The organism is Uniformispora flossi (assembly GCF_049534875.1).
GTDB classification, from domain to species: Bacteria; Actinomycetota; Actinomycetes; order Streptomycetales; family Streptomycetaceae; genus Yinghuangia; species Yinghuangia aomiensis.
This window is the reverse complement of sequence record NZ_JBMULZ010000015.1, coordinates 193,249-214,817: the sequence shown is the minus strand read 5'-3', so window position 1 is coordinate 214,817 and position 21,569 is coordinate 193,249. Positions and strand designations below refer to the sequence as shown.

Here is a 21,569-nt window from a genome sequence, read left to right as displayed (position 1 = left end):
TCTCCTGTCCCTCCGCGCTGGTCCCCGCGGATCATACGGTGATCGGGCCGAACTACTTCCGGACGGTCTCACCGTCGATCAATGCGCCGACCCCGGTCAGCAATTCCTGCGTAGCGGAAAACAGCCGCTGCCAGTCCGGGCCGCCCTTGCCCTGCGAAGTCAGCGCCGCCAGCCGGTCCTTGCGCCACGCCTGCTGCCCGCGCACCGCCTCGTCCATGACCCCCGCATACAGCGTGTGCAGGCGCTCCGACACCTGCTCGGCGAACCCGGCCAGCACCTGCTCGACGGCCGGTGCCAGCGCCTTCGACGCCTGCGAACGCTGCCCGTCGGTCAGCGAACCCGACTTCACCTCGCCCAGCACCATGCCGCCCACCGACGCCGCCATGCCGGCGCCCATCGGCATCGACAGCCCGCCGGTCAGCGGAATCAGCAGCATGCCCAGCACCGCGATGCCGCTCGGCCCGATCCGCCACGCCAGCTTGCGGCTCTTGAGGTCCTTCAACCCCAGGTCCTCGGCCTCGTGCAGCTCGAACTCCGTCGACAACTGCTCGGCTTTGTCCACCTTGTGCATGGTGCCCTTGCCGAAGTGCTTCTTCATCTGCGCGTCGAGCCACTGCAAGTCGCCCTGCACACTCGCGTGCAGCTGGCCCTCGTACTTCTTCGCCAACCCGGTCAGCTCGCGGCGCAGCCGGAACGGCAGATCCCGCTCCCACCACGTCTTCGGGTCCGGCGTGCGCTCCATCTCGTACGTGAGGACCCCCAGCAGGTCCTCCTGCGACTGCGCCAGGTGCTCGCGGAACTTCTCCGCGGTCTCCCCGCGCCGCCGCTGCAGCTCGACGCGGACCTTGCCCCACTCGGCCGTCATCTTGTCGATCTGGACCTCGGCCTCGTCGGCCGCGCGGCGCCGTTCCTCGTCGCCGAGCGCCGCGTCCGCGACACCCTGGCGCGCGAGTTCCGCCATCTCCTCGAGCAGCCCCAGCAGCTGCCCCGCGGTCTGCCGGGCCCGCATCGACCGGCGTCCGCCCGACGACGCGTACTCCTCCAGCCGACCGCGCACGGACGCCAGCGGCGCGGCGTCCTCGCGGTGCGGGCCCGCGAGCACCTCCAGCACCGGCGAAATCCGCCGCACCCGGCCGCCGAGGTAGTCGACGATGTCCTCGCGCTCGTCGTCGTCGACGGTGTCCAGCTTCGACACCACCACGGTGATCCGCGGCACGTGCCGCGAGATGACCTCCTCCTCCAGGAACGAGGTCTCCGAAATGCCCAGCGGCTGGCTCGCCGACACCACCATGAACACCGCGTCGCTCGCCGCGACCGTGCGGCGCACGAGGTCCTGCGCCTTCTCGTCGTCGGCGCCCTCGCCCGCGTTCACACCGGGCGTGTCCACGATCTCCACGTCCAGCCGGGCCAGTTCCGGATCGGTGACGAGCACCCGGACACCGACCAGCGCGCCGTCGCCGGAACGCTGAGCCTCCTCGTCGATCTGCTGCCACGTCGACGGGACGGCCGGCCGCACGTCGGACTTGCCGTTCGCGTACTGGAGTTCGATGCGCTCCTCGGGACCCGGCGCGACCACGACCGGCACCCGCGTGTGCCGGCCCTCCGGCACGACCTTGGTGCCGAGCAGCCGGTTCACCAGTGACGACTTGCCGCGCCCGAATTCGCCGACGACCGCCAGCCGGAAGCCCGGCCGGCGCATCCGGGTGCGCAGCCGGTCCACCTCGGTGCAGATCTGCCCGAGACCGAACTCCTCGGCCAGCTCGCGGGTGCGGGCGATGGGATCGGACAACGCGGCACCCGACGTTTCGGCCGGACCCCCGGTCACCCCGGAGGTGCCGGGAGCCGCGAGCCGGGCGGGACGGGGTGCCGCGGCGGCGGCCCGCTGGGGTGGGACGCCCGCCGAGGACGGGCCGTTCGCGCGTGCCGGGGCCCCCGCCCCCTGCGGCGCGCGAGCGGCCGGGGCCGCCTTCGGCGCAGCGGGACGCTGCGCCGCGGTCCTCGACGGGCCCGGTAGACCGGAGACCCCGGCCTCGGCCGAGGCGCCCGCGGCGGCGCGCGCCCGCGCCTCGCGGCCCGCGGCCGACTGGCCCGGCGCGGCGGCGGCCTGCAGCCAGCTCCGCGTGCTGGGCACCAGCACGTGGTAGATCGGGTAGGCGGCGCGCGGCAGCACCTGCGCGTAGGCGCGGGTGAGCAGCTTCAGGTCGCGCTCGACGGGTTCGGACACGAACCGGGTCAGCGTCTGGAAGAACCGGGCGCGCGCGGCGAGCGCCTCGGCCTGCATCGACAGGTTCCAGGTCGCGCCGGAGCCCGCGGCCTTCGCCAGCATCGCGGCGGCGGCCTCGTGCTCGGACAGGGTGACGGTCTGCAGCACCTTCTGCGACGGCCACGCCCACTGCACCGCGGCCCACGCCGGGGCGACGTCGATGACGGGCGCCTGCGGTTCGCGGCGGCCCACGGCGAGCAGCGCGGTCAGCGTCCACTGGCCGTCGACCCGCTCGGGCACCGGCGGCAGCGCTATCGAGGCGGGCTTGAGCCAGCCCTTGAGTTCGGCGCTGCGGTGGATCCCGCCGAGGAGCCCGGCCACACCGCCCTGGCGGCGCGGCTGGGCCTGGGCGGCGCGGGCGTTGACGGCCTCACGGTCGATGGTCACGGAGGTTGTCCTCTCCAGGTTGTTCGGGAGGTTGTTCGGGGTCTGCCTGCGACCTGCCGTCCGACACGAGTGTCGGCGTGGGGTGCCGGCGCACCGGCCGTCCGGGGACGACGCGCCGCCGGAGCGGTACCGGACGCCCCGGGATTGCGGTCTCGGCAGGGTGGTTCGGGTGTTCGGGCGGTTCGGGTGGTTCGGGTGGTTCGGATGCGCTTCGGTTGTCTCGCGTACCTCGGGTCCGGGGGCAGTGGTGCCGGGCGGGCGCCCACCCGGCACCACCGCCTACCGGACTACGGTGCTAGCGAGTTCAGCGGCCGGTCGGCTCGCCGGTGTGCGCGATGACCGCCTGGTTGTCGCCGTCCGCCCACGCGTTCGCGAAGTCCTCGACGGCGATCGCCTGGGTCTGGCCCTCGGGCCACGTCGGGTCGTTGACGATGACGAACGCGTGGCCGTTCTCGTCGACGTCGATGCCCGTGACCCACACCGAGTTGAGCGCCGGCGGGTTCTGCTCGATCGGCTCGCCGGTGGCCACGTCACGCAGCGGGTCGGCGGTCTCGTTGGTGTCCACGACGGCGATGACCTGGTCACCGTGCTCCAGCGCGTCCATGAGGGTGTTCATGTCGGCGCCGTACACGGTCTCGGTCTCGATGCCGTGCAGCTCCAGGTAGCTGCCCACCTGGGTGTTGTACATGCCGGCCTCGGGGTCGTAGATCCCGGCGTTCTCCGCCTCCTGGACCGCGGAGGTCTCGTTGTACGGCTCGCCGGTGATCTTCTCGACGATCGACGCCTCGACGCTGATCGGGCCGTGCGCCGGGTCCTCGACCGGGTGGAAGAAGGCACCGTCGGACAGCGGGGTGCCCGCACCGTCGAAGTCGGTGACGTCGAAGGTCGGGGCGTAGTGCGCGACCTCCATGGCGTCGTACGACTGGTACGGGGCGTCGTAGGACTGGTCCCACCCGGTGTATGTCGTGTCGTAGTGCGTGTCGGGCGTGTAGTCCACCTCGGAAGGCGCGTAGCCGTCGTTGTTCTCGATGACGGTGGTGTCCGAGGCCGACGCGTAGACGTCCTGGTGCACGTCGATGTGCGTGCTGTTGTCGACGTACACGTTCTGGTACGAGTCGTAGTGCGAGTCGCCGTAGCACGGGTCGTACGCGACGTCGTACGAGTCGCCGTACACGTTGTCGTCGTACGGGTTGTAGCCCGGCTCCTGGTACGGGTCGTAGCCGGGGTCGTAGCCGTCCTGGCCGAACGGGTCGCTGTAGTCGTACTCGACCGGCTGGTAGTCGGTCGGGTCGTAGCCGGTGCCGTCCTGGACGTCGCTCGGGCCGTCGTACGGGTGGCCGTTCTCGGCGTAGTAGTGGTCGTAGTTCGGGTCGGACGGGTCGAGGCCGACGTTCGGGTCGTTCGGGTCGTAGGCCGGCATGTCGCCGCCCTGCGGCACGTCCAGCGGGTCGACGTAGGGCTGGCCCGTGGTCGGGTCGAGCAGTTCGCCGTTCGCGTTGTACTCGTCGCCGGTGACCGGGTCGACGTAGTGGCCGGTCGACGGGTCGAACTCGGAGCCGCCGCCCTGCGGGTTCCACTCCTCGGTGCCGTCGTTGACGTCGGCGTCGAGGGTGTCCGGGGCCTGGGCGCCGTACGGGTCGTTCGCGGCGTCGATCTGGTCCTGCACCCACGGGTCCGGGGTGGCGCCGGTGCCCGCGTCGGCCTCCGGGTAGCCCTGGTTGGCCGCGTCGATCTGGTCCTGCACCCACGGGTCGGCCGAGGTGCCGGCGGCCGGGTCGGCGCCGAAGTCCTGGGTACCGGCGGGCGCCGCGTCGAGCGGGTTGCCCGACGGGTCGAGCGCGGCCTGGTCCTCGGTGGCCGCCGGGTCGTACGACGGGTCGTCGTAGGTCGGCAGCTCCGGCGCGTCCGGCACGGAGTCGTACGAGATGTCCGAGGCGGGCATGTCGTCCGGCAGGTTGGGCGACAGGTCGTCCATGCCCTGCTCGACGCTCCACAGCTGGTCGTTGACGCTCGGGTCGTCGAAGCCCGTGCCGTCGTGCGACATGCCGTCGTCGTACCCGGTCTGGTCCAGGTCCGAGTTGTACGCGTCTTCGCTGAAGTGGTCGGTCATGTTCGGGATCCCCCCCGAGTCGTGAGCCGCTCGCGCTGCCTCGTGATGGTCGCGCGCCGCTGCTCGGTCTGCCTGGTGGCGTCGTGCAAAAGGTTCCTGCGTGCCGTGAGGATGCCCTCGCGGCGTTCGTACTCCGTGACCAGTTCGTCGACGGTGTGCGCGTACGTGGCCCGGTACTGCTCCACGTACGCGCGGACCGTCTCCGCATAGTGCTCGGTCGCGGCGAGGATGGCTTCGTCGATCTGCCGTGCGAGGCCGTCCGCGACCGTCTGGAGTGTCTGATGCATTTCGGCCCGTGCGTGGTTCCGCAGTGCGTTCATGTCCGTCGACGACATCGAGTCGGCGATCCGGGCCGCGAACGCCCCCAGCCCACTGCGCGGTTGGGGCGGCGGGCCGTAGTTCGGCGCCGACTGGCCGGGCATCGGCGGCGGCGGAATGCTCGGTGCCCCCGGGGGAGACGGCGGGGGGTAGGAGTGGATTCCGCCCGAATTGGGGCCGCCGTATTGCGGCGAATGCCCGGATGGGTAAGCGGGATAGGGTGCCGAGCCGGGCAGCCGCGGCGGCGGCATGTTCGGCGGCACGCTCCCGCGCCGCGGCCCGGTGGGCGGCGGCATCGACGCGAACCACTGGTCCACGCCGGACCCGATCGGACCCGATCTTGTTGCCTGGCCGCGAACCGCCCGTATCTGTTGTGTGACACCCGAGACGTTCGATTCGTACGCCCGCAGGGCGTTCGACGCGAGCACCGTCCCGGACACGATCGTGACGTTCGTGCGTATCTGCACGACGGCGGTCTGGTCGAGCTTCGCGTACTCGGCCTCGAAGGCGGCCTCGACGGCCGCTTCCGCCTCGCGCGCGCTGTCCGCCAGCGCCGACGTCACCGCCTTCTGTACGACGTCGCCGATGCGCGGCAGGTCGCGCCGGATCAGGTCGGGCACGTCCGCACGGATCACCCGGCGCATGTCGTCCGGCGTGACCGCGGTGTCGATGGCCGTGTCGATCGACCGGCGCGTGTACTGCTGCCACTGCGCGGCCATCGCGCCCACCGCACGCCGCGCGTTCTCCGCGCCCGCGTCCACCAGCAGGGCGCCGCGCGCCGCGTGCCGTTCGCCGAACGCGGCCAGGTTCGGGATGCGGTTCGCGTCCAGCTCGGCTTCCTCGGCCGCCAACCGGCGCTGCGCGTCCTCGAGTTCGCCGCCCAGTTCGGTGAGTACGTCCTCCATGAGGCGCAGCAGGTGGTCGGACACGGCGATGATGCGCTGGCGCTGCATCTGGTCCCGCAGCGTCTCCAGCGTCGCCGGGAACATGTCCGCCCAGTACTCCTGTTCCGGCCCGAGGAGTTCCCGGCCGGTGGCGCGGCGCAGCACGGCGTCGGCGGCGACGCCCTGCACGACGACGTCGTCGAGGCCCAGCAGGCGGGCGAACCGTTTGCGGACGTGGCTGAGCAGGTCGTCGTGCTCGTCGTCCTCGACGTGGTCCATCTTCGTGACGATGAAGATGCAGCGGCGCAGCAGTCCGGGGTCGAGCGCGTCGGTGAGGAACGCGGTCAGTGATGTCGAGGCGGGGGAGGCGGAGGGGGTAAGCACCGCGGCCAGGTCGGCTTCGGTGCGCATGACCTCGCTGGTGATGTCGGTGTGCCCGACCTCGGCGTTGGTGCCGGGGGTGTCGATGACGACCAGCCCGTCGCGCAGCGGCGCGGCGGGGTGCCGGACTTCGAGGTACGACAGGTGCGGGGCGAACCGCTCGTCGGCGGTGAGCAGCGACAGGATCCCCGCGGTGTCGTCGGGGACGGCGACGTCGGGTGCGAGGTGCAGCAGCATGCGGCCGAGGGGGCTGTGCGGGCCCGCGGCGCGGCCGGTGGGGTACTGGTAGCGGATCCCGTCGAGGCGGAACCGGACTTCGAGGGAGAATTCCGGCCCGTGCGTGATGCGGGTCGCGGCGGCGGTGGTGCGCAGCGCGGACGTGGGGAGGAGGTCCTGGCCGAGCAGGGCGTTGATGAAGGTGCTTTTGCCGGCCGAGAACTCACCGATGACGGCGAGGTAATAGCGGTCGTCGTGGAGGCGTTCCTCGACGGCGTGGATCCGCGTGGTGAGTTGGCCGAGCCGGGTCTGGTCGGCGACGATGCGGCGCACCAGGCGCAGCGCGAAGTCCAGGTGGTCCGAGACTTCGGTCAGCGCTTCGATTGTGTCGCGGCGCTCTTCGCGCGCCGCTTCGGACCGGTTTCCGCCCGGCCCATGAGTTGTCCCCACGTGCATGGCTCCCCCCAGAGTGGGGCCAGTCTCTCGACCGCCGGGCGTCGCGTCAATGCGGCGGGAGGGGAGCGGGCGCGCGGGGGGCGCAACGCGCGTCGACCATGCCGTACGCAGGTCGTTCCTCGCCGCCGAACTCGCTTCCGACGGGCGGTGGGAGCGGCCTTCGGGCATCGGGTTCATCGGGTTCTGGATCGTGCAGGAATGTTTCTTCGTCACCCGCACCGTAAGCCAGCTTGGGGTGGCTGGGGTTTCTGTTTCCCGTGGGATTGGCAAAGAACATGCCAAAGAACGGTTGTGGGGCGGTTGCGGGCCTTTTCCCGAGGGCTTTCCCCCAGGTCGGAGCGGGTGCAGGCGGCTACGATCCGGGCAATTGACCGCGGGTCAATACATCCCCCGGTGTTTCCCCCCTTCTGCAAAGGACTTCGATGCGTTCCGCACGCGCGCGTTTGGTCGGTGCCGCCCTGGTGCCGCTGCTTCTCGCGGCCACGGCCTGCAAGTTCGGCTCGGACGACAAGAAAGACGACAAGAAGGCGGACAACGCGGCGGCCTCGACCACCGCCCCGGCGTCCGCCCCCGCCGCCCCCTCCACCGCGGCACCCTCCGGTGCGGCTTCCGGCAACCCGGGCGGCAACGGCAAGGCGCTCACCGCCGCCCAGCTCCAGACCGCCCTGCTGTCCGCGAAGGAACTCCCGTCCGGCTGGAAGACCGCCGCCGGCAAACTCCCCGCCCCCACCGCGCAGACCGTCACCCCCGCGGGCTGCCAGCCGGTCTGGGACCTGGTCTTCGGCGACCCGAAGAAGCAGCCCACCGCCAAGGCCGGCGCCACCTTGACCGGCCCCGGCGGCAGCTACCAGGTCTCCCTGGCCGAATTCGCCCCCGGCGTCGCCGAGAAGCTCTTCGCCGACACCGCCGGCGCGGTCAAGAACGACACCACCACGGACTGCCTCGCCTACAGCGCCAAGAACGCCAAGGGCGACATCACCTCCGTCGAAGGCGGCACCCAGGACGCCCCCAAACTCGGTGACGCGTCCCTGAAGCTCCTGGTCGCCTACGGACCTAAGGCGTCCATGGACAACCCCTCCAACGCCAACCCGGCCGGCTACGTCCAGTTCATCCGCGTCGGCACCGCCATAGCCGCCGTCTATGTCGTCAGCGACGTCAACGTCGGCATGTTCCCGAAGGACTTCCCGGACGACCTGGTGAAGACCCAGGTGGACAAGCTGGCCGCGGCGAAGAAGGGCTGACCCGCACCGCGGCGTCGGCGGGCGGTGCGGCATGATCCGGACTCGACACATTGCGTCGACCGGCCGTCCCGGGGAGTCTCATGCACACCGCTCGCCCTGCCGCAACAGCCGCCGCACTGCTGGCACTTGTCATCGCCTCCGCCGGCTGTTCCGGCGGCGGCAAGTCGGGTGACAATGCGGACGACAAGCCCGCGCAGGGGCAGCCGGTCGCGCCTGCGGCCGGTGCGCCGTCCACGGCCGGTTCCGCGCCCGGCGGGCAGCCGTCCACCGCGGCGGCCTCGGCACCTTCGGCGGGCAAGGACATCGACCCGGCAAAGGTGCCCGACTTGCTGGTGGCCAATGCCGACCTCCCGGACGGCTGGAAGACCAGCTCGGACTTCCTGACCGACGACACCGGTGCGGCGAACCCGGAGAAGTGCCAAGCCGTTGCCGACCTCCTGCAAGGGCGCAGTGCCGCCGTGGAGCCCGTCGCAGCCGTGCGCACCGGGCTGCAAGACGGTTCCGCCACGGGCTCGCTGCGCGCGATCGGCATCCGCGCCTACACCGACGGAGGCGCCGCGAAGCTGATGGCCGACGCCGTCGCTGCCCGCCCCGGCTGTGCGACGTTCCGGGCGGTCGACTCGCAGGGCAAAGAAGCCGAGTACCACATCGCCCCCGGCAACCCGCCGAAACTCGGCGACGACGGCTTCGCCTCGCTGGTCACCACCAAGGCCGGCACCAAGAGCTACACGCTGCCCGCCACCCTCATCCGGGTCGGAAACGTCATCGTGAGCTTCATGGCCTACCAAGGCTCGTTCCCCGACGACGTCATACGCGCCCAGGTCGCCAAGGTCGTCGCCGCGCAGAAGGCCTGACGCGATCCGGCCCGGCCCCTCGCGCCTCCGGGCCACCTTTTCCCCGGTGGATCTTGCTTCGTCTGCCCGTGCGGGTATGCGATGGACGCAGTCGAGGCGATCCCTCGCAGATGTGCCGCTGCGCGGAGCCGGCGGGCGCCTTCACGGGTGCCGCGGGGTCCGGTCCGGGGGCGTTGCCGGAGCCGTCACCCACGGCATACGGGCGCATACTGGACATAGCGGGTCGCGTGGTCATCCCCGCGCGCCCGTGGGCGGTGCCGCTGTGCGGTGGTCCTCACCCGTCGGCCGACGCCCGGTCGCCCGGCGGATACCGGTTCCGTCCGGACCCGATCGGTCCTGTCCGGCCCCGCGAGGAGGCGGCGATGTTCGAGGAAGCGCAGTACCTGGCCCCGGTGACCCGGCGTGCCGACGGCAGCATCGAAGTCGAGCTGTCGCGAAGCCACCCGGGGTTCGCCGACCCGGTGTACCGCGAACGGCGCAACCGGATCGCCGAACTGGCGCTGCGCCACGTGCCCGGCGAGCCGATCCCCGCCGTGGAGTACACCCCCGAGGAACACGAAGTGTGGCGGATCGTGTCCGCCGAGCTGGCCGTCGCGCACCGCGAGCTGGCCGTCGCCGAATACCTGCACGGCGGCGAGCGCCTCGCCCTGCCGAAGGACCGCATCCCGCAGCTCGAGGAAGTCAGCGACTGGCTGGAGCCCCTCACAGGCTTCCGCTACCTGCCCGCGGCCGGACTGGTCGAGCTGCGCGAGTTCTACGGCACGCTCGCCGACTCCCTCTTCCACTCCACGCAGTACATCCGGCACCACAGCGTGCCGCTCTACACCCCCGAGCCGGACGTCGTCCACGAGGTCATCGGCCACGCCAACGCCCTCGCCAGCGACCGGTTCGCCGCGCTGTACCGGCTGGCCGGCGAGGCCGCCCGCCGAGTGGAGAGCCGCGAAGCACTGGAGTTCGTGTCCAAGGTCTTCTGGTTCACGCTGGAGTTCGGCGTGATGGCCGAAGGCGGCGAACTCAAGGCCTACGGCGCAGGCATCCTGTCCTCGTACGGCGAGATCCGCGAGTTCCGCCAGATGGATATCCGCCCGCTCGACCTGGCCGCCATGGGCACCACCACGTACGACATCACCCACTACCAGGACGTGCTGTTCCGCGCCGAATCGATGGCGCACCTCGAAGACGTCGTCGGCGCGTTCTGGGCCACCTGCGACGACGACGCCATCGCGCGCCTGGCACTCCCGGTGTCCTGAACCGATGCCCTGAACCGATGCCCTGAACCGGTGTCCTGAACCGGTGTCCTGAACCGGTGTCCTGAACCGGTGTCCTGAGCCGGTGCCCTGAACCGGCGTCCCGAAAGCGCAGAATCCGGCCGCGCTCCGCAGCACACGAACCGCGGGGCGCGGCCCGTCACTCCTCCGGCGGCGCCGTCACGAAGTCGATCAGCTCCTCGACCCGCCCCAGCAGGGCCGGCTCCAAGTCGCGGTACGAGTGCACGTGCGACAGGATCCACCGCCACGTCTCGCCGGTCGACGACGTCCGCCCCAGTGCCGCGTTGATCCCCGTCTTCCAGTCCGTTCCGCGCGGCACCGACGGCCACGCGTCCACGCCCAGCACGGACGGCTTCACCGCCTGCCAGATGTCCACGAACGGGTGCCCCGCCACCAGCACATGCGCGCCGAACGGGCCCGCCGCGACCTCCGCCGCGATCCGGCTCTCCTTCGACCCGGGCACCAGGTGGTCCACCAGCACCCCCAGCCTGCGACCCGGACCGGGAGCGAACTCACTTACCACCGCGGGCAGATCGTCGACGCCTTCGAGGAACTCCACGACCACACCCTCGATCCGCAGGTCGTCGCCCCACACGCGCTCGACCAACTCCGCGTCGTGCTTGCCCTCGACGTAGATCCGGCCCGCCCGCGCCACCCGCGCCTGATGCCCCGCCACCGCGATCGACCCCGACGCCGTGTGCGTCTTCCGCTGCGGCGCCGGCTGCCCGGCCCGCGGCCGCACCAGCGTCACCACCGCGCCGTCCACGAGGAAGCCCCGCGGCTCCATCGGGAACACCCGCAGCTTCCCGTGCCGGTCCTCCAGCGTGACCGTCAGGCCCTCGGGGGTCTTCTCCACCCGCACCACCGCGCCGCAGAACCCGGTCTCGGCCTCCTCGACCACCAGGTCCCGCTCCGCCTCCACCTCGGGAACCGGCTTCGGCTTCTTCCACGGCGGGGTCAGATCCGGCCCGTAACTCCTGCTGCGCATGGCAGCGAACGCTAGCGGGCTCAACCCCCGTCGACGGGGTCGGCACGCCGCGCCTTCACGTACTCCCATTGGCCCAGTACGAACTCCCGGTCCACCGGCTCGCCGTGCCCCGGCACCACCACCGACTCGGGCAGTTCCAGCAGATGCGCCAACGTGCCCGGCCACTCCGCCGGGAACGAATCCGGGCCGTACGACGGCGGCGCCGACTCCTCCACCAGATCCCCGGCCAACAGCACCCCCGCCTCCGGCACCCGCACCACCACATCGCAGCCGGTGTGGCCCCGGCCCGGCGCGTAGAGCAGCGCCTCCGCACCGCCGATATCCAGCCGTACTTCACGGCCCGCATCCACCAGATGCGTCGGCGCGACGATCCGCACCGCCGCCATGTCCCGCTCCGGCATACCGAACCGGACCGCGTCCGCCCGGCCCTCCTCGCCCCACCGCGCCAAATACGCGGGCAGGCCCGCGTGACCCCACACGTCCGCGTCCGGAAAACGACGCAGCACCTCCGCATTGCCGTAGCAATGGTCGAAGTGCCCGTGCGTATTCACCACCGCCAACGCGCGCGCGGCAGCCCGTCCCGCTCCAGCACCGACGCCAACCCGTCGAGCAGCGCCGCGGTCTCCCGCTCATACGAGCCGGTGTCGACCAGCACGAACCCCGCACGCCCCGCGACCGCCGCCACATTCAGTGCCAAAGCGGGCACCCGCGCGACATACAAACCCGCCCCGAAAGACCGCCAGGACGGGCTTTCGTCATGTTCCGCGTGTACCATCCGTCGACCCTTGCACAGACGGCAGGGTACGGACCCGACGACACCGCCGTACACTGGCACTCCGACAAGAGGAGTGCCAAGGCCAGGCCAGGGAGGTGCGCACGGTGCTGGACGACCGCAAGCTCGACGTGCTGCGCGCCATCGTGCAGGACTACGTCGCCACCCAGGAGCCCGTCGGCTCCAAAGCGCTCGCGGAACGCCACAACCTCGGAGTGTCCCCGGCCACCATCCGCAACGACATGGCTGTGCTCGAAGAAGAGGGCTACATCACCCAGCCCCACACCAGCGCCGGACGCGTCCCCACCGACGCGGGCTACCGGCTCTTCGTCGACCGGCTCGCCGGCATCAAGCCGCTCTCCACGCCGGAACGCCGCGCCATCCAGAGCTTCCTCGACGGCGCCGTCGACCTCGACGACGTCGTGGGACGCACCGTCCGCCTCCTCGCCCAGCTGACCCACCAGGTCGCCGTCGTGCAGTACCCCTCGCTGACCCGCTCCACCATCCGGCACGTCGAACTGCTCACCCTCGCGCCGACCCGGGTCATGCTCATCCTCATCACCAGCACCGGGCGCATCGAACAACGCGCCATGGACGTGGCGGCACCCATCGGCGAGGATCTCCTCGCCGACCTGCGCGCCCGCATCAACGCCCGCGTCGTCGGCAAACGCTTCGCCGACGTCGCGCTGCTCGTCCAGGACCTCGACGAATCGTTCACCGTCGAAGAACGGCCGATCGTCGGTACCGTCCTGGCCAACCTGCTCGACACTTTGGTGGAACAGCAGGAAGAACGGGTCGTCCTCGCCGGCACCGCCAACCTCACCCGGTTCGGTCCGGATTTCCCGATGACGATCCGCCCGGTCCTCGAAGCCCTGGAGGAGCATGTCGTCCTCCTGCGCCTGCTCGGCGAAGCCACCGAGCCGGCCATGGTGGTGCGGATCGGGCACGAGAACATGCACGAGGGACTGGCCGCCACCTCGGTGGTTTCCGTCGGGTACGGCAGCGGTGACGAGGCGCTCGCCAAACTCGGCGTGCTCGGGCCGACCCGGATGGACTACCCCGGAACGATGGGAGCAGTGCGCGCCGTGGCACGGTACGTCGGACAGATTCTCGCGGAGTCGTAGTTGACCACTGATTACTACGAGGTCCTCGGTGTTCGGCGCGATGCCACGCCCGAGGAAATCAAAAAAGCCTTCCGTCGCCTGGCGCGCGAACTGCATCCGGACGTCAATCCGGACCCCAAGACGCAGGAGCGCTTCAAGGAGATCAACGCCGCCTACGAGGTCCTCTCGGACCCGCAGAAGCGGCAGATGTACGACCTCGGGGGCGACCCCCTCGGGGGCGCGGGCGCCGCGGCCGGCGGCTTCGGCGCCGGCTTCGGGTTCAGCGACATCATGGACGCCTTCTTCGGCCAGGCCAGCCAGCGCGGACCGCGCTCGCGGACCCGCCGCGGCCAGGACGCCATGATCCGCATCGAGGTGCAGCTGGAGGAGGCGGCGTTCGGCACGACCCGGGAAATCCAGGTCGACACGGCGATCACCTGCACCACCTGCAACGGCGAAGGCGCCGCCCCCGGCACCACCGCCCAGACCTGCGACATGTGCCGCGGCCGCGGCGAGGTCAGCCAGGTCACCCGGTCGTTCCTCGGCCAGGTCATGACCTCGCGGCCCTGCCCCCAGTGCCAGGGCTTCGGGACGGTCGTGCCGAACCCGTGCCCCGAGTGCGCCGGCGACGGCCGGGTCCGGGCCCGCCGCACGCTCACCGTCAAGATCCCCGCGGGCGTCGACGCCGGCACCCGCATCCAGCTCGCCGGCGAAGGCGAGGTCGGCCCCGGCGGCGGCCCCGCGGGCGACCTGTACGTGGAGATCGCCGAGGTCCCGCACCCGACGTTCCAGCGCCGCGGCGACGACCTGCACTGCACCGTCACCATCCCGATGACGGCCGCGGCGCTCGGCACCAAGGTCCCCCTGGAGACCCTGGACGGCATGACCGAGATCGACATCCGCCCCGGCACCCAGTCCGGCCAGTCGATCCCGCTGCACGGCCGCGGCGTCACCCACCTCCGCGGCGGCGGCCGCGGCGACCTGATCGTGCACGTCGAGGTCCAGACGCCCTCGAAGCTCGACCCGGAGCAGGAGGAACTCCTGCGGCGCCTGGCCAAGCTGCGCGGCGAGGAACGCCCGCAGGGGCAGTTCTCGCCCGGGCAGCAGGGACTGTTCTCACGGCTGAAGGACGCGTTCAACGGGCGCTGACACGCGGTCGTCGGATGCCGTCGCCCCGCGCCCCGGAGTTTCGGGGCGCGGGGCGCGGTGGTTCCCGGGCGCGGCGACGTAGGGTCGGTCCGTGACCGTGTCCTGGCCCCTGCCCCTCGTCCAAGCCCCCATGGCGGGCGGCGCCTCCGGCCCCGAGCTGGCCGCGGCGGTGAGCGACGCCGGAGGCCTCGGCTTCCTGGCCGCCGGCTACAAGACCGCCGACGCCACCGCCGCCGACATCACCGCCCTGCGCGGACGCACCGACCGGCCCTTCGGCGTCAACCTCTTCGTCCCGGGCGAGACCTCCGAGGCCGTCGCCACCGACGAACTCCCCGCCTACCGCACGCGCCTGACGGCCGACGCCGACCGCTACGGCGTCGCCCTCGGCGACGTGCCCGCGCACGGCATCGACGACGACTGGAACGCCAAGGTGGCGCTGCTCCTCGACGACCCTGTCCCCGTCGTCTCGTTCACCTTCGGCTGCCCCGCCACGGACCTCCTCGCCGCCTTCCGCGACCGCGGCACGCTGACCGCCGTCACCGTCACCGCGCCGTACGAAGCCGGCCTCGCCGCCGCGGCCGGCGCCGACCTGCTCGTCGTCCAAGGCACCGAAGCCGGCGCGCACCAGGGCCGCTGGGACAACACCGGGCCGATCGGCGAGCCGTACGGCCTCCTCACCCTCCTCGCGCTCGTCCGCGAACTCACCGGACTGCCGCTGATCGCCACCGGCGGCCTGATGACCGGCGCGCAAGTCCGGGCCGTCCTCGCCGCCGGCGCGGTCGCCGCGCAACTCGGCACGGCGTTCCTCCGCTGCCCCGAATCGGGCGCGCCCGCCGCGCACAAGGCGGCCCTCGCCGACCCGCGGTTCGGCGAGACCCGGCTGACCCGGGCGTTCTCCGGACGCCCGGCACGCGGCCTCGTCAACGCGTTCGTCGAGGCGCACAGCGCCGAAGCGCCCGCCGCGTACCCGGAAATCCACTACGCGACGGCCCCGATCCGCCGCGCCGCGGCCGCCGCCGACGACCCCGCCGCGATGGCCCTATGGGCCGGCCAGGGCTGGCGGCTCGCGCGCGCCGAACCCGCGGCGGACGTGGTGGCACGGGTGACGGCAGACTTGGGCTGAGTCTTCGGAAGCCCTCCGAAGCCTTCCGAGAACCTTGCAGAAAGAGCCCCCATTGTGAGCGCACCCGTTTTCCTCACCGGCGACCCCGCCCTGCGCACCGGGCGCCGGGTCGTCCTCGACGGAGCCGAGGGACGGCATGCGGTCACCGTCCGGCGGATCGCCGTCGGCGAGGAGGTCGTGCTGACCGACGGGAAGGGCCTGTCGGTGCGCGGCACGGTCGCGGTGGTCGAGGGCAAGGACACGCTGTACGTCGACGTCGCCGAGCGCGCCGAAGAGCCGCCGCCGGCGCCGCGGATCGTCGTCGTGCAGGCGCTGCCGAAGGGCGACCGCGGGGAACTGGCGGTCGAGACGATGACCGAGGTCGGCGTCGACGTGATCGTGCCGTGGGCCGCATCGCGCTGCATCACGCAGTGGAAGGGCGAGCGGGGGGCGAAGTCCCTCGCCAAGTGGCGGGCCACGGCGCGGGAGGCGGGCAAGCAGGCCCGCCGCGTGCATCTGCCGGACGTGACCGAGCCGATGACGACCCGTCAGGTGGCGGGGCTGCTGGGCGGGGCCGCGTTCGCGGGCATCCTGCACGAGGAGGCTGCGGAGCCGCTGGCCACGGCGGAGTTGCCGGGCGACGGCGATCTCGTGCTCGTCGTCGGACCGGAAGGTGGCGTCTCGCCGGAGGAGATCACCGCGTTCACGACCGCCGGTGCGGCGCCCTACCGGCTGGGGCCGACGGTGCTGCGGACGTCCACCGCGGGCGTGTCGGCCGCATCGGTCCTGCTGGCCCGCTGCGGCCGCTGGTCCTGACCGGCCCGCGCGGCGCCAGCCGATAGCATCGCGCCGAACCTGCACTCACTAGGAGGCACGCATGGCGGCTGGGGAACCCCAGGCGGACTGCCTGTTCTGCAAGATCGTGGCCGGTGACGTGCCCGCCACGGTCGTGCACCAGACCAAGGACGTCGTCGCGTTCCGCGACATCAACCCGCAGGCGCCGACCCACATCCTGGTGATCCCGCGCGCCCACTACGCCAACGCGGGCGACCTCGGCGCCAACGCACCCGAGCTGGCCGGCACGCTCCTCGCCGAGGCCGCGTCGGTGGCAGCGGCGGAGGACATCGCGGACAGCGGCTACCGGATAGTGTTCAACACCGGCGCCGGCGCGGGCCAGACGGTCTTCCACGTGCATGCCCACCTGCTCGGCGGCCGCGGGCTGAGCTGGCCGCCCGGGTAAGCCCGAAAGGCCGGGGCTCGGTCACGGCGGTGGCGGTGCGGGACGCGCCGCCACCGTAACACCCCTGCCCCACCGTGTCTTCGCTCCTCAACGGGCCCTCCCTCTCCCAACCACCATCCGGGAGATCTCGCGTCGAAGGGCCCTCCCCCGCCTCCTCCGCCATCGGGCACCATCGGCGATCAATCCCGGTGCAGCACCCAACACCCCGAAGTCTGCGGGGTGGTTATCCCGGCCGCCGCATCTCACGCACCAAAGCTGTGGACAACCACTCCCACTGGCCACCACGCCACCCACAGCCGCCGTCGGCAGCCGCCCAGCCATCGCCGTGCACTCTCAGCACACTCACAAGCCCTCCTGCTCCCCACAAGCCTTCCGCCCCCGCATCGTCGAAAATAGATCCCATGTCCCCCCGCGAACTCCTCGTCCTGGGCACCGCCAGCCAAGCCCCCACGCGGCACCGGAACCACAACGGCTATCTGCTGCGCTGGGACGGCGAAGGGCTGTTGTTCGATCCGGGGGAGGGCACCCAGCGGCAGATGGTCTACGCCGGGGCGGCCGCGACCGACATCACCCGGATCTGCGTCACGCACTTCCACGGCGACCACTGCCTCGGCCTGCCCGGCGTCGTGCAGCGGCTCAGCCTCGACCGCGTGCGGCACGAGGTCACCGCGTACTACCCGGCCAGCGGCCAGGCCTACTTCGACCGCCTGCACCACGCCAGCGTGTTCCACGAGACCGCCGTCCTGCGCGAGCACCCCGTCGCCGGCGACACCGCGACCGTGCCACTCGACGCCTTCGCGCTCACCGCGAGCCGCCTCTCCCACCCGGTCGAGTCGTACGGCTACCGCCTCGTCGAACCCGACGGCCGCCGCATGCTCCCCGAGCGCCTCGCCGAATACGGCGTCACCGGCCCCGCGGTCGGCCGCCTCCAACGCGAAGGCTCCGTCGACATCGACGGCAAGCTCGTCGTCCTCGACGAGGTCAGCGAAGTCCGCCGCGGCCAGAGCTTCGCGTTCGTCATGGACACCCGGCTCTGCGACGCCGTCTTCGAACTCGCCGACGGCACCGACATGCTCGTCTGCGAGTCCACCTTCCTGCACGAGGACGAGGCCCTCGCCGAAGCCCACGGCCACCTCACCGCCCGCCAAGCCGGCGCCGTCGCCCGCGAGGCCCGCGCCCGGCTGCTCGTCCTCACCCACTTCTCGCAGCGCTACACCGACCCCCACGCGTTCGTCGACGACGCCCGCAAGGAATTCGACGGCCCCATCCACGTCGCCGCCGACCTCGACCGCATCCCCGTCCCGAAACGCCGCTGACCGGCCCCTTCCCCCGCCGTCGCATCCGCCGCACACTTGGCTCCGCGGACGCCGGGGTCCGAGGAACGAGGGGGCATGAACGCCGTACTGCGCGCGAGTCTCGCGTTCGTCCTGCTCGCGGTGCTCTACCTCGCACTTGTCGGTGCCGCCGCCGCGGTCGCGTACGCCGGCTCCCGCATGGTGCTCGCGGGCGGCGCCTGGGCATGGGGCGGCGGCGCCGTTTTCGCCTTCCTGACCGCCCTCGGCATCGCCGTCCTGGTGCGCTTCGCCCGCCCCACGTTCTACGCCCGCCCGGCGAGCCTGCGCGTCACCCGCGCCGAACAGCCCGAGCTGTGGAAACTCGTCGAGGAAGCCGCCGAGGCCCTCCACACCCGAGCGCCCGACGACGTGCGCCTGCTCCCCGACGCCAACGCCGCCGCCCACGAAGACACCCGGTTCCTCGGCCTCCTGTCCGGCCGCCGCACCCTCTATGTCGGCACGCCGCTGCTCCTCGCCCTCACCCGCGGGCACCTCCTCGCCGTCCTCGTCCACGAAATGGGCCACTACGCGGGCGGCCACACCCGCCTCGGCACCCTGACCCTCCGCTGGCGGAACGCCATGACGCGCCGGTTCGAAGGGCACCGCGCCACCGCCCGCCTGTGGGTACCGCTCGACGCGTACGCGAAGGTCACCCTCCGCCTCACCCTGCCGTTCGACCGCCGCCAGGAGTACGAAGCCGACGCGGCCGCCGCCCGCGCCGTCGGCAAGCACGAGACGATCGCCGCGCTCAGCGAGGTCCAGGCCGTCACCGCCGCGTGGGACACCTTCCTCGAGCGGCTGCGCGCCGCACTCGACATCGGCCACGCGCCCAAGGACGTCTACGCCGGCTTCACCCGGCTCCTCGCCGAGCCCGGCACCCAGGCCAGGCTCGACACCTTGCGGGCCACGCCTCCCGAGCCCGTCCGCGGCCCGTACGACAGCCACCCCCCGCTCGCCGACCGCCTGGCCGCCCTCGCCCGGCTGCCCGACACCGCCGCGACGCCGCCCGTGGCCGACACCCCCGCCCGCGACCTCCTCGCCGACCCCGCGGCCACCCTGCGCGCCGGTCAGGAGGTCTTGCTCGCGGGCCACCGCGACGACAAACCGCGCCTCGACTGGGACGTCCTCGACCGCGTCGTCGCCCGCGCCGGGACCGCGGCTCCCGCATGATCACCGGCCCGAAAACCTCAAGAGCGTGTCAAGGGCGAAGGGATACCATTGCCAAGAGGAAAACCCGTATCCCGAGTCCCGGAAAGTAGGCGTGATCAGGCCGTAAGGCCGCCCATGGCTTCCACACGACACGCTCGCGGCGATGCCGGCAACGCCGCCGAAAACGCCGCCACGACCCCGCAGGCCGCCGAGGCCACGCAGGCTCAGGCCAAGATCGTGATCCCGGCGAAGCATCCGATGGTCGCGCTGCTCGGCTCGGGAGACTCCTTCCTCCGCGTGATCGAGGACGCGTTCCCGACCGTCGACATCCACGTCCGCGGCAACGAGGTCACGACCACCGGCCCCGACGAGGACGTCGAACTGGTCAAGCGCCTCCTCGACGAGATGATGCTCGTGCTGCGCACCGGCCAGCCACTCACCGCGGAGGCCGTCGAGCGCTCGATCGCGATGCTCCGCTCCGGTGCCGACACGGCGCCCGCCGAGGTCCTCACCCTCAGCATCCTGTCGAACCGCGGCCGCACGATCCGCCCCAAGTCGCTCAACCAGAAGCGCTACGTGGACGCGATCGACCGCCGCACCATCGTCTTCGGCATCGGCCCCGCCGGCACCGGCAAGACGTACCTCGCGATGGCCAAGGCCGTCCAGGCGCTGCAGATGAAGCAGGTCAACCGCATCATCCTCACGCGCCCCGCCGTCGAAGCCGGCGAACGCCTCGGCTTCCTCCCCGGCACCCTGTACGAGAAGATCGACCCGTACCTGCGGCCGCTCTACGACGCCCTGCACGACATGATCGACCCCGACTCGATCCCGCGCCTGATGGCCGCGGGCACGATCGAGGTCGCACCACTGGCTTATATGCGTGGCCGCGCGCAGCCGACGTTCACGAAGGTTCTGACACCTGAGGGTTTCCGCCCCATCGGCGACCTCGAAGTCGGTGATCTGGTGATCGGATCCAACGGCGAGCCCACGCCTGTGCTCGGCGTCTACCCTCAGGGCGAGAAGGACATCTACCGGGTCACCGCCCAGGACGGCTCTTGGACGTTGGCCTGCGGCGAGCACCTGTGGACGGTCCGCACCGCGTCGGACCGCCGTCGCAACAAGCCATGGCGTGTCCTGGAAACCAAGGACATGATCGGCAACCTGCGGGCAGCGCATGCCCGCCGCTACGAGCTGCCGATGCTGACCGCCCCGGTCTGCCTTCCCGAGCGTGAAGTCCCGATGGACCCTTACGCCCTGGGCTTGCTGCTCGGCGACGGCTGCCTTACCGGCTCCACCACCCCGTCGTTCGCCACGGCCGACCCGGAACTCGCGGAGTCGTTGGACGCCGCGCTGCCCGGGGTTCACGTGCGGCACCGCGGCGGCGTGGACTACGTCCTCAACCGGGTCAAGGCTCCCGGAGACGTCGTGACTCTGGTCAACCCGGTCACGGAGGTCATGCGCGGGCTGGAGCTGCTCGGTGCGCGTTCGCATGCGAAGTTCGTGCCCGACGTGTACGTGCAGAACTCGGCCGACGTGCGGCTGGCCGTTCTGCAGGGCTTGCTCGACTCCGACGGCGGCCCTGTCGTGCAGGAGGGCCGTACCTGCCGGATCCAGTTCACGACGACGTCGATCATGCTCCGCGACGACGTGATCGGATTGGTGCAATCGCTGGGCGGTATCGCCTACACGCGTCGGCGCCGGGCGATCGGCCGCAAGCCTGGCCTGGCCAACGGCCGCCCGGTTCCGTACCGATACGACGCCCACATCGTCGACATCCGCCTGCCCGAAGGCATCGAGCCTTTCCGCCTGACGCGGAAGAAGGACGCCTACCACGCCGCCGGGGGCGGCGGCCGTCCGATGCGTTTCATCGACAGCATCGAACCGGCCGGCCGCGAGGAGACGGTCTGCATCCAGGTGGCGGCCGAGGACTCGTTGTACGTCACCGAGGACTACCTGCTCACGCACAACACCCTCAACGACGCGTTCATCATCCTCGACGAGGCCCAGAACACCTCCGCCGAGCAGATGAAGATGTTCCTCACCCGGCTCGGCTTCGGGTCGAAGATCGTCGTCACCGGTGACGTGACGCAGGTCGACCTCCCGAACGGGACGGAGAGCGGGCTGCGCGTCGTGCGGCGGATCCTGGACGGGGTCGAGGACATCGAGTTCTGCCAGCTGAGCAGCCAGGATGTCGTCCGCCACCAGCTCGTCGGCCGGATCGTGGATGCCTACGGGCGCTACGACGCCGAGCGCGACGCCCGGGACGTGCCGCGTTCGCGCGGGCGTCGCGGTCAGATCCACAGCACCACCGGCAACGGCAACGGCAACGCAGAACGGGATGTGAACTGACGGCC

Annotated in this window: 17 protein-coding genes; 11 read left to right on the top strand and 6 right to left on the bottom strand. The window is 71.5% G+C overall.

Features of this window, described 5'->3' with window-relative positions; genetic code table 11:
• Window positions 1-52: 52 nt before the first annotated feature.
• The 3 genes from ACPA54_RS28500 to ACPA54_RS28490 all read right to left on the bottom strand — a co-directional run bounded on the left by ACPA54_RS28500 (window position 53) and on the right by ACPA54_RS28490 (window position 7,009).
• Window positions 53-2,650 (bottom strand): dynamin family protein, encoded by a 2,598-nt coding sequence (locus ACPA54_RS28500; RefSeq protein ID WP_423534237.1) that lies wholly within the window; start codon window positions 2,648-2,650, stop codon window positions 53-55.
• A 304-nt stretch (window positions 2,651-2,954) separates the two neighbouring features.
• Window positions 2,955-4,760, bottom strand: a complete 1,806-nt coding sequence (locus ACPA54_RS28495) for a hypothetical protein (RefSeq protein ID WP_423534236.1) — start codon at window positions 4,758-4,760, stop codon at window positions 2,955-2,957.
• Entirely contained in the window at window positions 4,757-7,009 is a 2,253-nt protein-coding gene (locus ACPA54_RS28490) for a dynamin family protein (protein ID WP_423534235.1), read from the bottom strand. Before ACPA54_RS28490 ends, ACPA54_RS28495 begins: the two co-directional genes overlap by 4 nt.
• Before the next feature lie 428 nt (window positions 7,010-7,437).
• Here ACPA54_RS28490 and ACPA54_RS28485 point away from each other — a divergent pair, with 428 nt between their 5' ends.
• The 3 genes from ACPA54_RS28485 to ACPA54_RS28475 all read left to right on the top strand — a co-directional run bounded on the left by ACPA54_RS28485 (window position 7,438) and on the right by ACPA54_RS28475 (window position 10,360).
• Window positions 7,438-8,256, top strand: coding sequence for a hypothetical protein (locus tag ACPA54_RS28485; RefSeq protein WP_423534234.1), 819 nt, complete (start codon window positions 7,438-7,440; stop codon window positions 8,254-8,256).
• A gap of 80 nt (window positions 8,257-8,336) precedes the next feature.
• Window positions 8,337-9,110, top strand: a complete 774-nt coding sequence (locus tag ACPA54_RS28480; protein WP_423534233.1) for a hypothetical protein — start codon at window positions 8,337-8,339, stop codon at window positions 9,108-9,110.
• 362 nt (window positions 9,111-9,472) lie between these two features.
• On the top strand, window positions 9,473-10,360 hold the full coding sequence (locus ACPA54_RS28475; RefSeq protein WP_423534232.1) for a phenylalanine 4-monooxygenase: 888 nt from the start codon (window positions 9,473-9,475) through the stop codon (window positions 10,358-10,360).
• A 157-nt stretch (window positions 10,361-10,517) separates the two neighbouring features.
• Here the strand turns inward: ACPA54_RS28475 and ACPA54_RS28470 are convergent, their stop codons facing one another.
• From ACPA54_RS28470 to ACPA54_RS28460, 3 genes are read right to left on the bottom strand one after another with little or no spacing between them, the layout of a single operon-like run.
• Entirely contained in the window at window positions 10,518-11,366 is an 849-nt protein-coding gene (locus ACPA54_RS28470) for a DUF3097 domain-containing protein (protein ID WP_423534231.1), read from the bottom strand.
• A 20-nt stretch (window positions 11,367-11,386) separates the two neighbouring features.
• Window positions 11,387-11,917 carry an MBL fold metallo-hydrolase gene (locus ACPA54_RS28465; protein ID WP_423534230.1) on the bottom strand — a complete coding sequence of 177 codons (531 nt, stop codon included), beginning with the start codon at window positions 11,915-11,917 and terminating at the stop codon, window positions 11,387-11,389.
• Window positions 11,914-12,063 (bottom strand): hypothetical protein, encoded by a 150-nt coding sequence (locus tag ACPA54_RS28460; RefSeq protein ID WP_423534229.1) that lies wholly within the window; start codon window positions 12,061-12,063, stop codon window positions 11,914-11,916. The genes ACPA54_RS28465 and ACPA54_RS28460 overlap by 4 nt, the downstream gene beginning before the upstream one ends.
• Before the next feature lie 182 nt (window positions 12,064-12,245).
• Between ACPA54_RS28460 and hrcA the strand changes: the two genes are divergently transcribed.
• From hrcA to ACPA54_RS28420, 8 genes are all read left to right on the top strand, one after another.
• The gene (gene hrcA / locus ACPA54_RS28455; RefSeq protein WP_345678387.1) at window positions 12,246-13,262 is read left to right on the top strand and encodes a heat-inducible transcriptional repressor HrcA; all 1,017 of its coding nucleotides are present in this window, start codon (window positions 12,246-12,248) and stop codon (window positions 13,260-13,262) included.
• A complete protein-coding gene (gene dnaJ, locus ACPA54_RS28450) occupies window positions 13,263-14,390 on the top strand; it encodes a molecular chaperone DnaJ (RefSeq protein ID WP_345678386.1) in 1,128 nt (375 codons plus the stop codon).
• A 91-nt stretch (window positions 14,391-14,481) separates the two neighbouring features.
• Window positions 14,482-15,513, top strand: a complete 1,032-nt coding sequence (locus ACPA54_RS28445; RefSeq protein ID WP_423534228.1) for a nitronate monooxygenase — start codon at window positions 14,482-14,484, stop codon at window positions 15,511-15,513.
• A gap of 54 nt (window positions 15,514-15,567) precedes the next feature.
• Entirely contained in the window at window positions 15,568-16,308 is a 741-nt protein-coding gene (locus ACPA54_RS28440) for a 16S rRNA (uracil(1498)-N(3))-methyltransferase (RefSeq protein ID WP_423534227.1), read from the top strand.
• A 61-nt stretch (window positions 16,309-16,369) separates the two neighbouring features.
• Window positions 16,370-16,732, top strand: coding sequence for a histidine triad nucleotide-binding protein (locus tag ACPA54_RS28435; RefSeq protein WP_423534226.1), 363 nt, complete (start codon window positions 16,370-16,372; stop codon window positions 16,730-16,732).
• A 401-nt stretch (window positions 16,733-17,133) separates the two neighbouring features.
• Window positions 17,134-18,048: a ribonuclease Z gene (locus tag ACPA54_RS28430; RefSeq protein ID WP_423534225.1), complete on the top strand. Its 915-nt coding sequence runs from the start codon at window positions 17,134-17,136 to the stop codon at window positions 18,046-18,048.
• Window positions 18,049-18,123: 75 nt separating this feature from the next.
• On the top strand, window positions 18,124-19,236 hold the full coding sequence (locus ACPA54_RS28425) for a M48 family metalloprotease (protein ID WP_423534224.1): 1,113 nt from the start codon (window positions 18,124-18,126) through the stop codon (window positions 19,234-19,236).
• A gap of 237 nt (window positions 19,237-19,473) precedes the next feature.
• The gene (locus tag ACPA54_RS28420; RefSeq protein WP_423534259.1) at window positions 19,474-21,564 is read left to right on the top strand and encodes a PhoH family protein; all 2,091 of its coding nucleotides are present in this window, start codon (window positions 19,474-19,476) and stop codon (window positions 21,562-21,564) included.
• Window positions 21,565-21,569: the final 5 nt, after the last annotated feature.

What these genes read in the sequence shown, in the direction of transcription:
- ACPA54_RS28495 (WP_423534236.1), bottom strand. Translation starts at nt 4,760, where the DNA reads ATGACCGACCACTTCAGCGAAGACGCGTACAACTCGGACCTGGACCAG.
- ACPA54_RS28485 (WP_423534234.1), top strand. Translation starts at nt 7,438, where the DNA reads ATGCGTTCCGCACGCGCGCGTTTGGTCGGTGCCGCCCTGGTGCCGCTG.
- ACPA54_RS28480 (WP_423534233.1), top strand. Translation starts at nt 8,337, where the DNA reads ATGCACACCGCTCGCCCTGCCGCAACAGCCGCCGCACTGCTGGCACTT.
- ACPA54_RS28475 (WP_423534232.1), top strand. Translation starts at nt 9,473, where the DNA reads ATGTTCGAGGAAGCGCAGTACCTGGCCCCGGTGACCCGGCGTGCCGAC.
- ACPA54_RS28470 (WP_423534231.1), bottom strand. Translation starts at nt 11,366, where the DNA reads ATGCGCAGCAGGAGTTACGGGCCGGATCTGACCCCGCCGTGGAAGAAG.
- ACPA54_RS28435 (WP_423534226.1), top strand. Translation starts at nt 16,370, where the DNA reads ATGGCGGCTGGGGAACCCCAGGCGGACTGCCTGTTCTGCAAGATCGTG.
- ACPA54_RS28430 (WP_423534225.1), top strand. Translation starts at nt 17,134, where the DNA reads ATGTCCCCCCGCGAACTCCTCGTCCTGGGCACCGCCAGCCAAGCCCCC.
- ACPA54_RS28425 (WP_423534224.1), top strand. Translation starts at nt 18,124, where the DNA reads ATGAACGCCGTACTGCGCGCGAGTCTCGCGTTCGTCCTGCTCGCGGTG.
- ACPA54_RS28420 (WP_423534259.1), top strand. Translation starts at nt 19,474, where the DNA reads ATGGTCGCGCTGCTCGGCTCGGGAGACTCCTTCCTCCGCGTGATCGAG.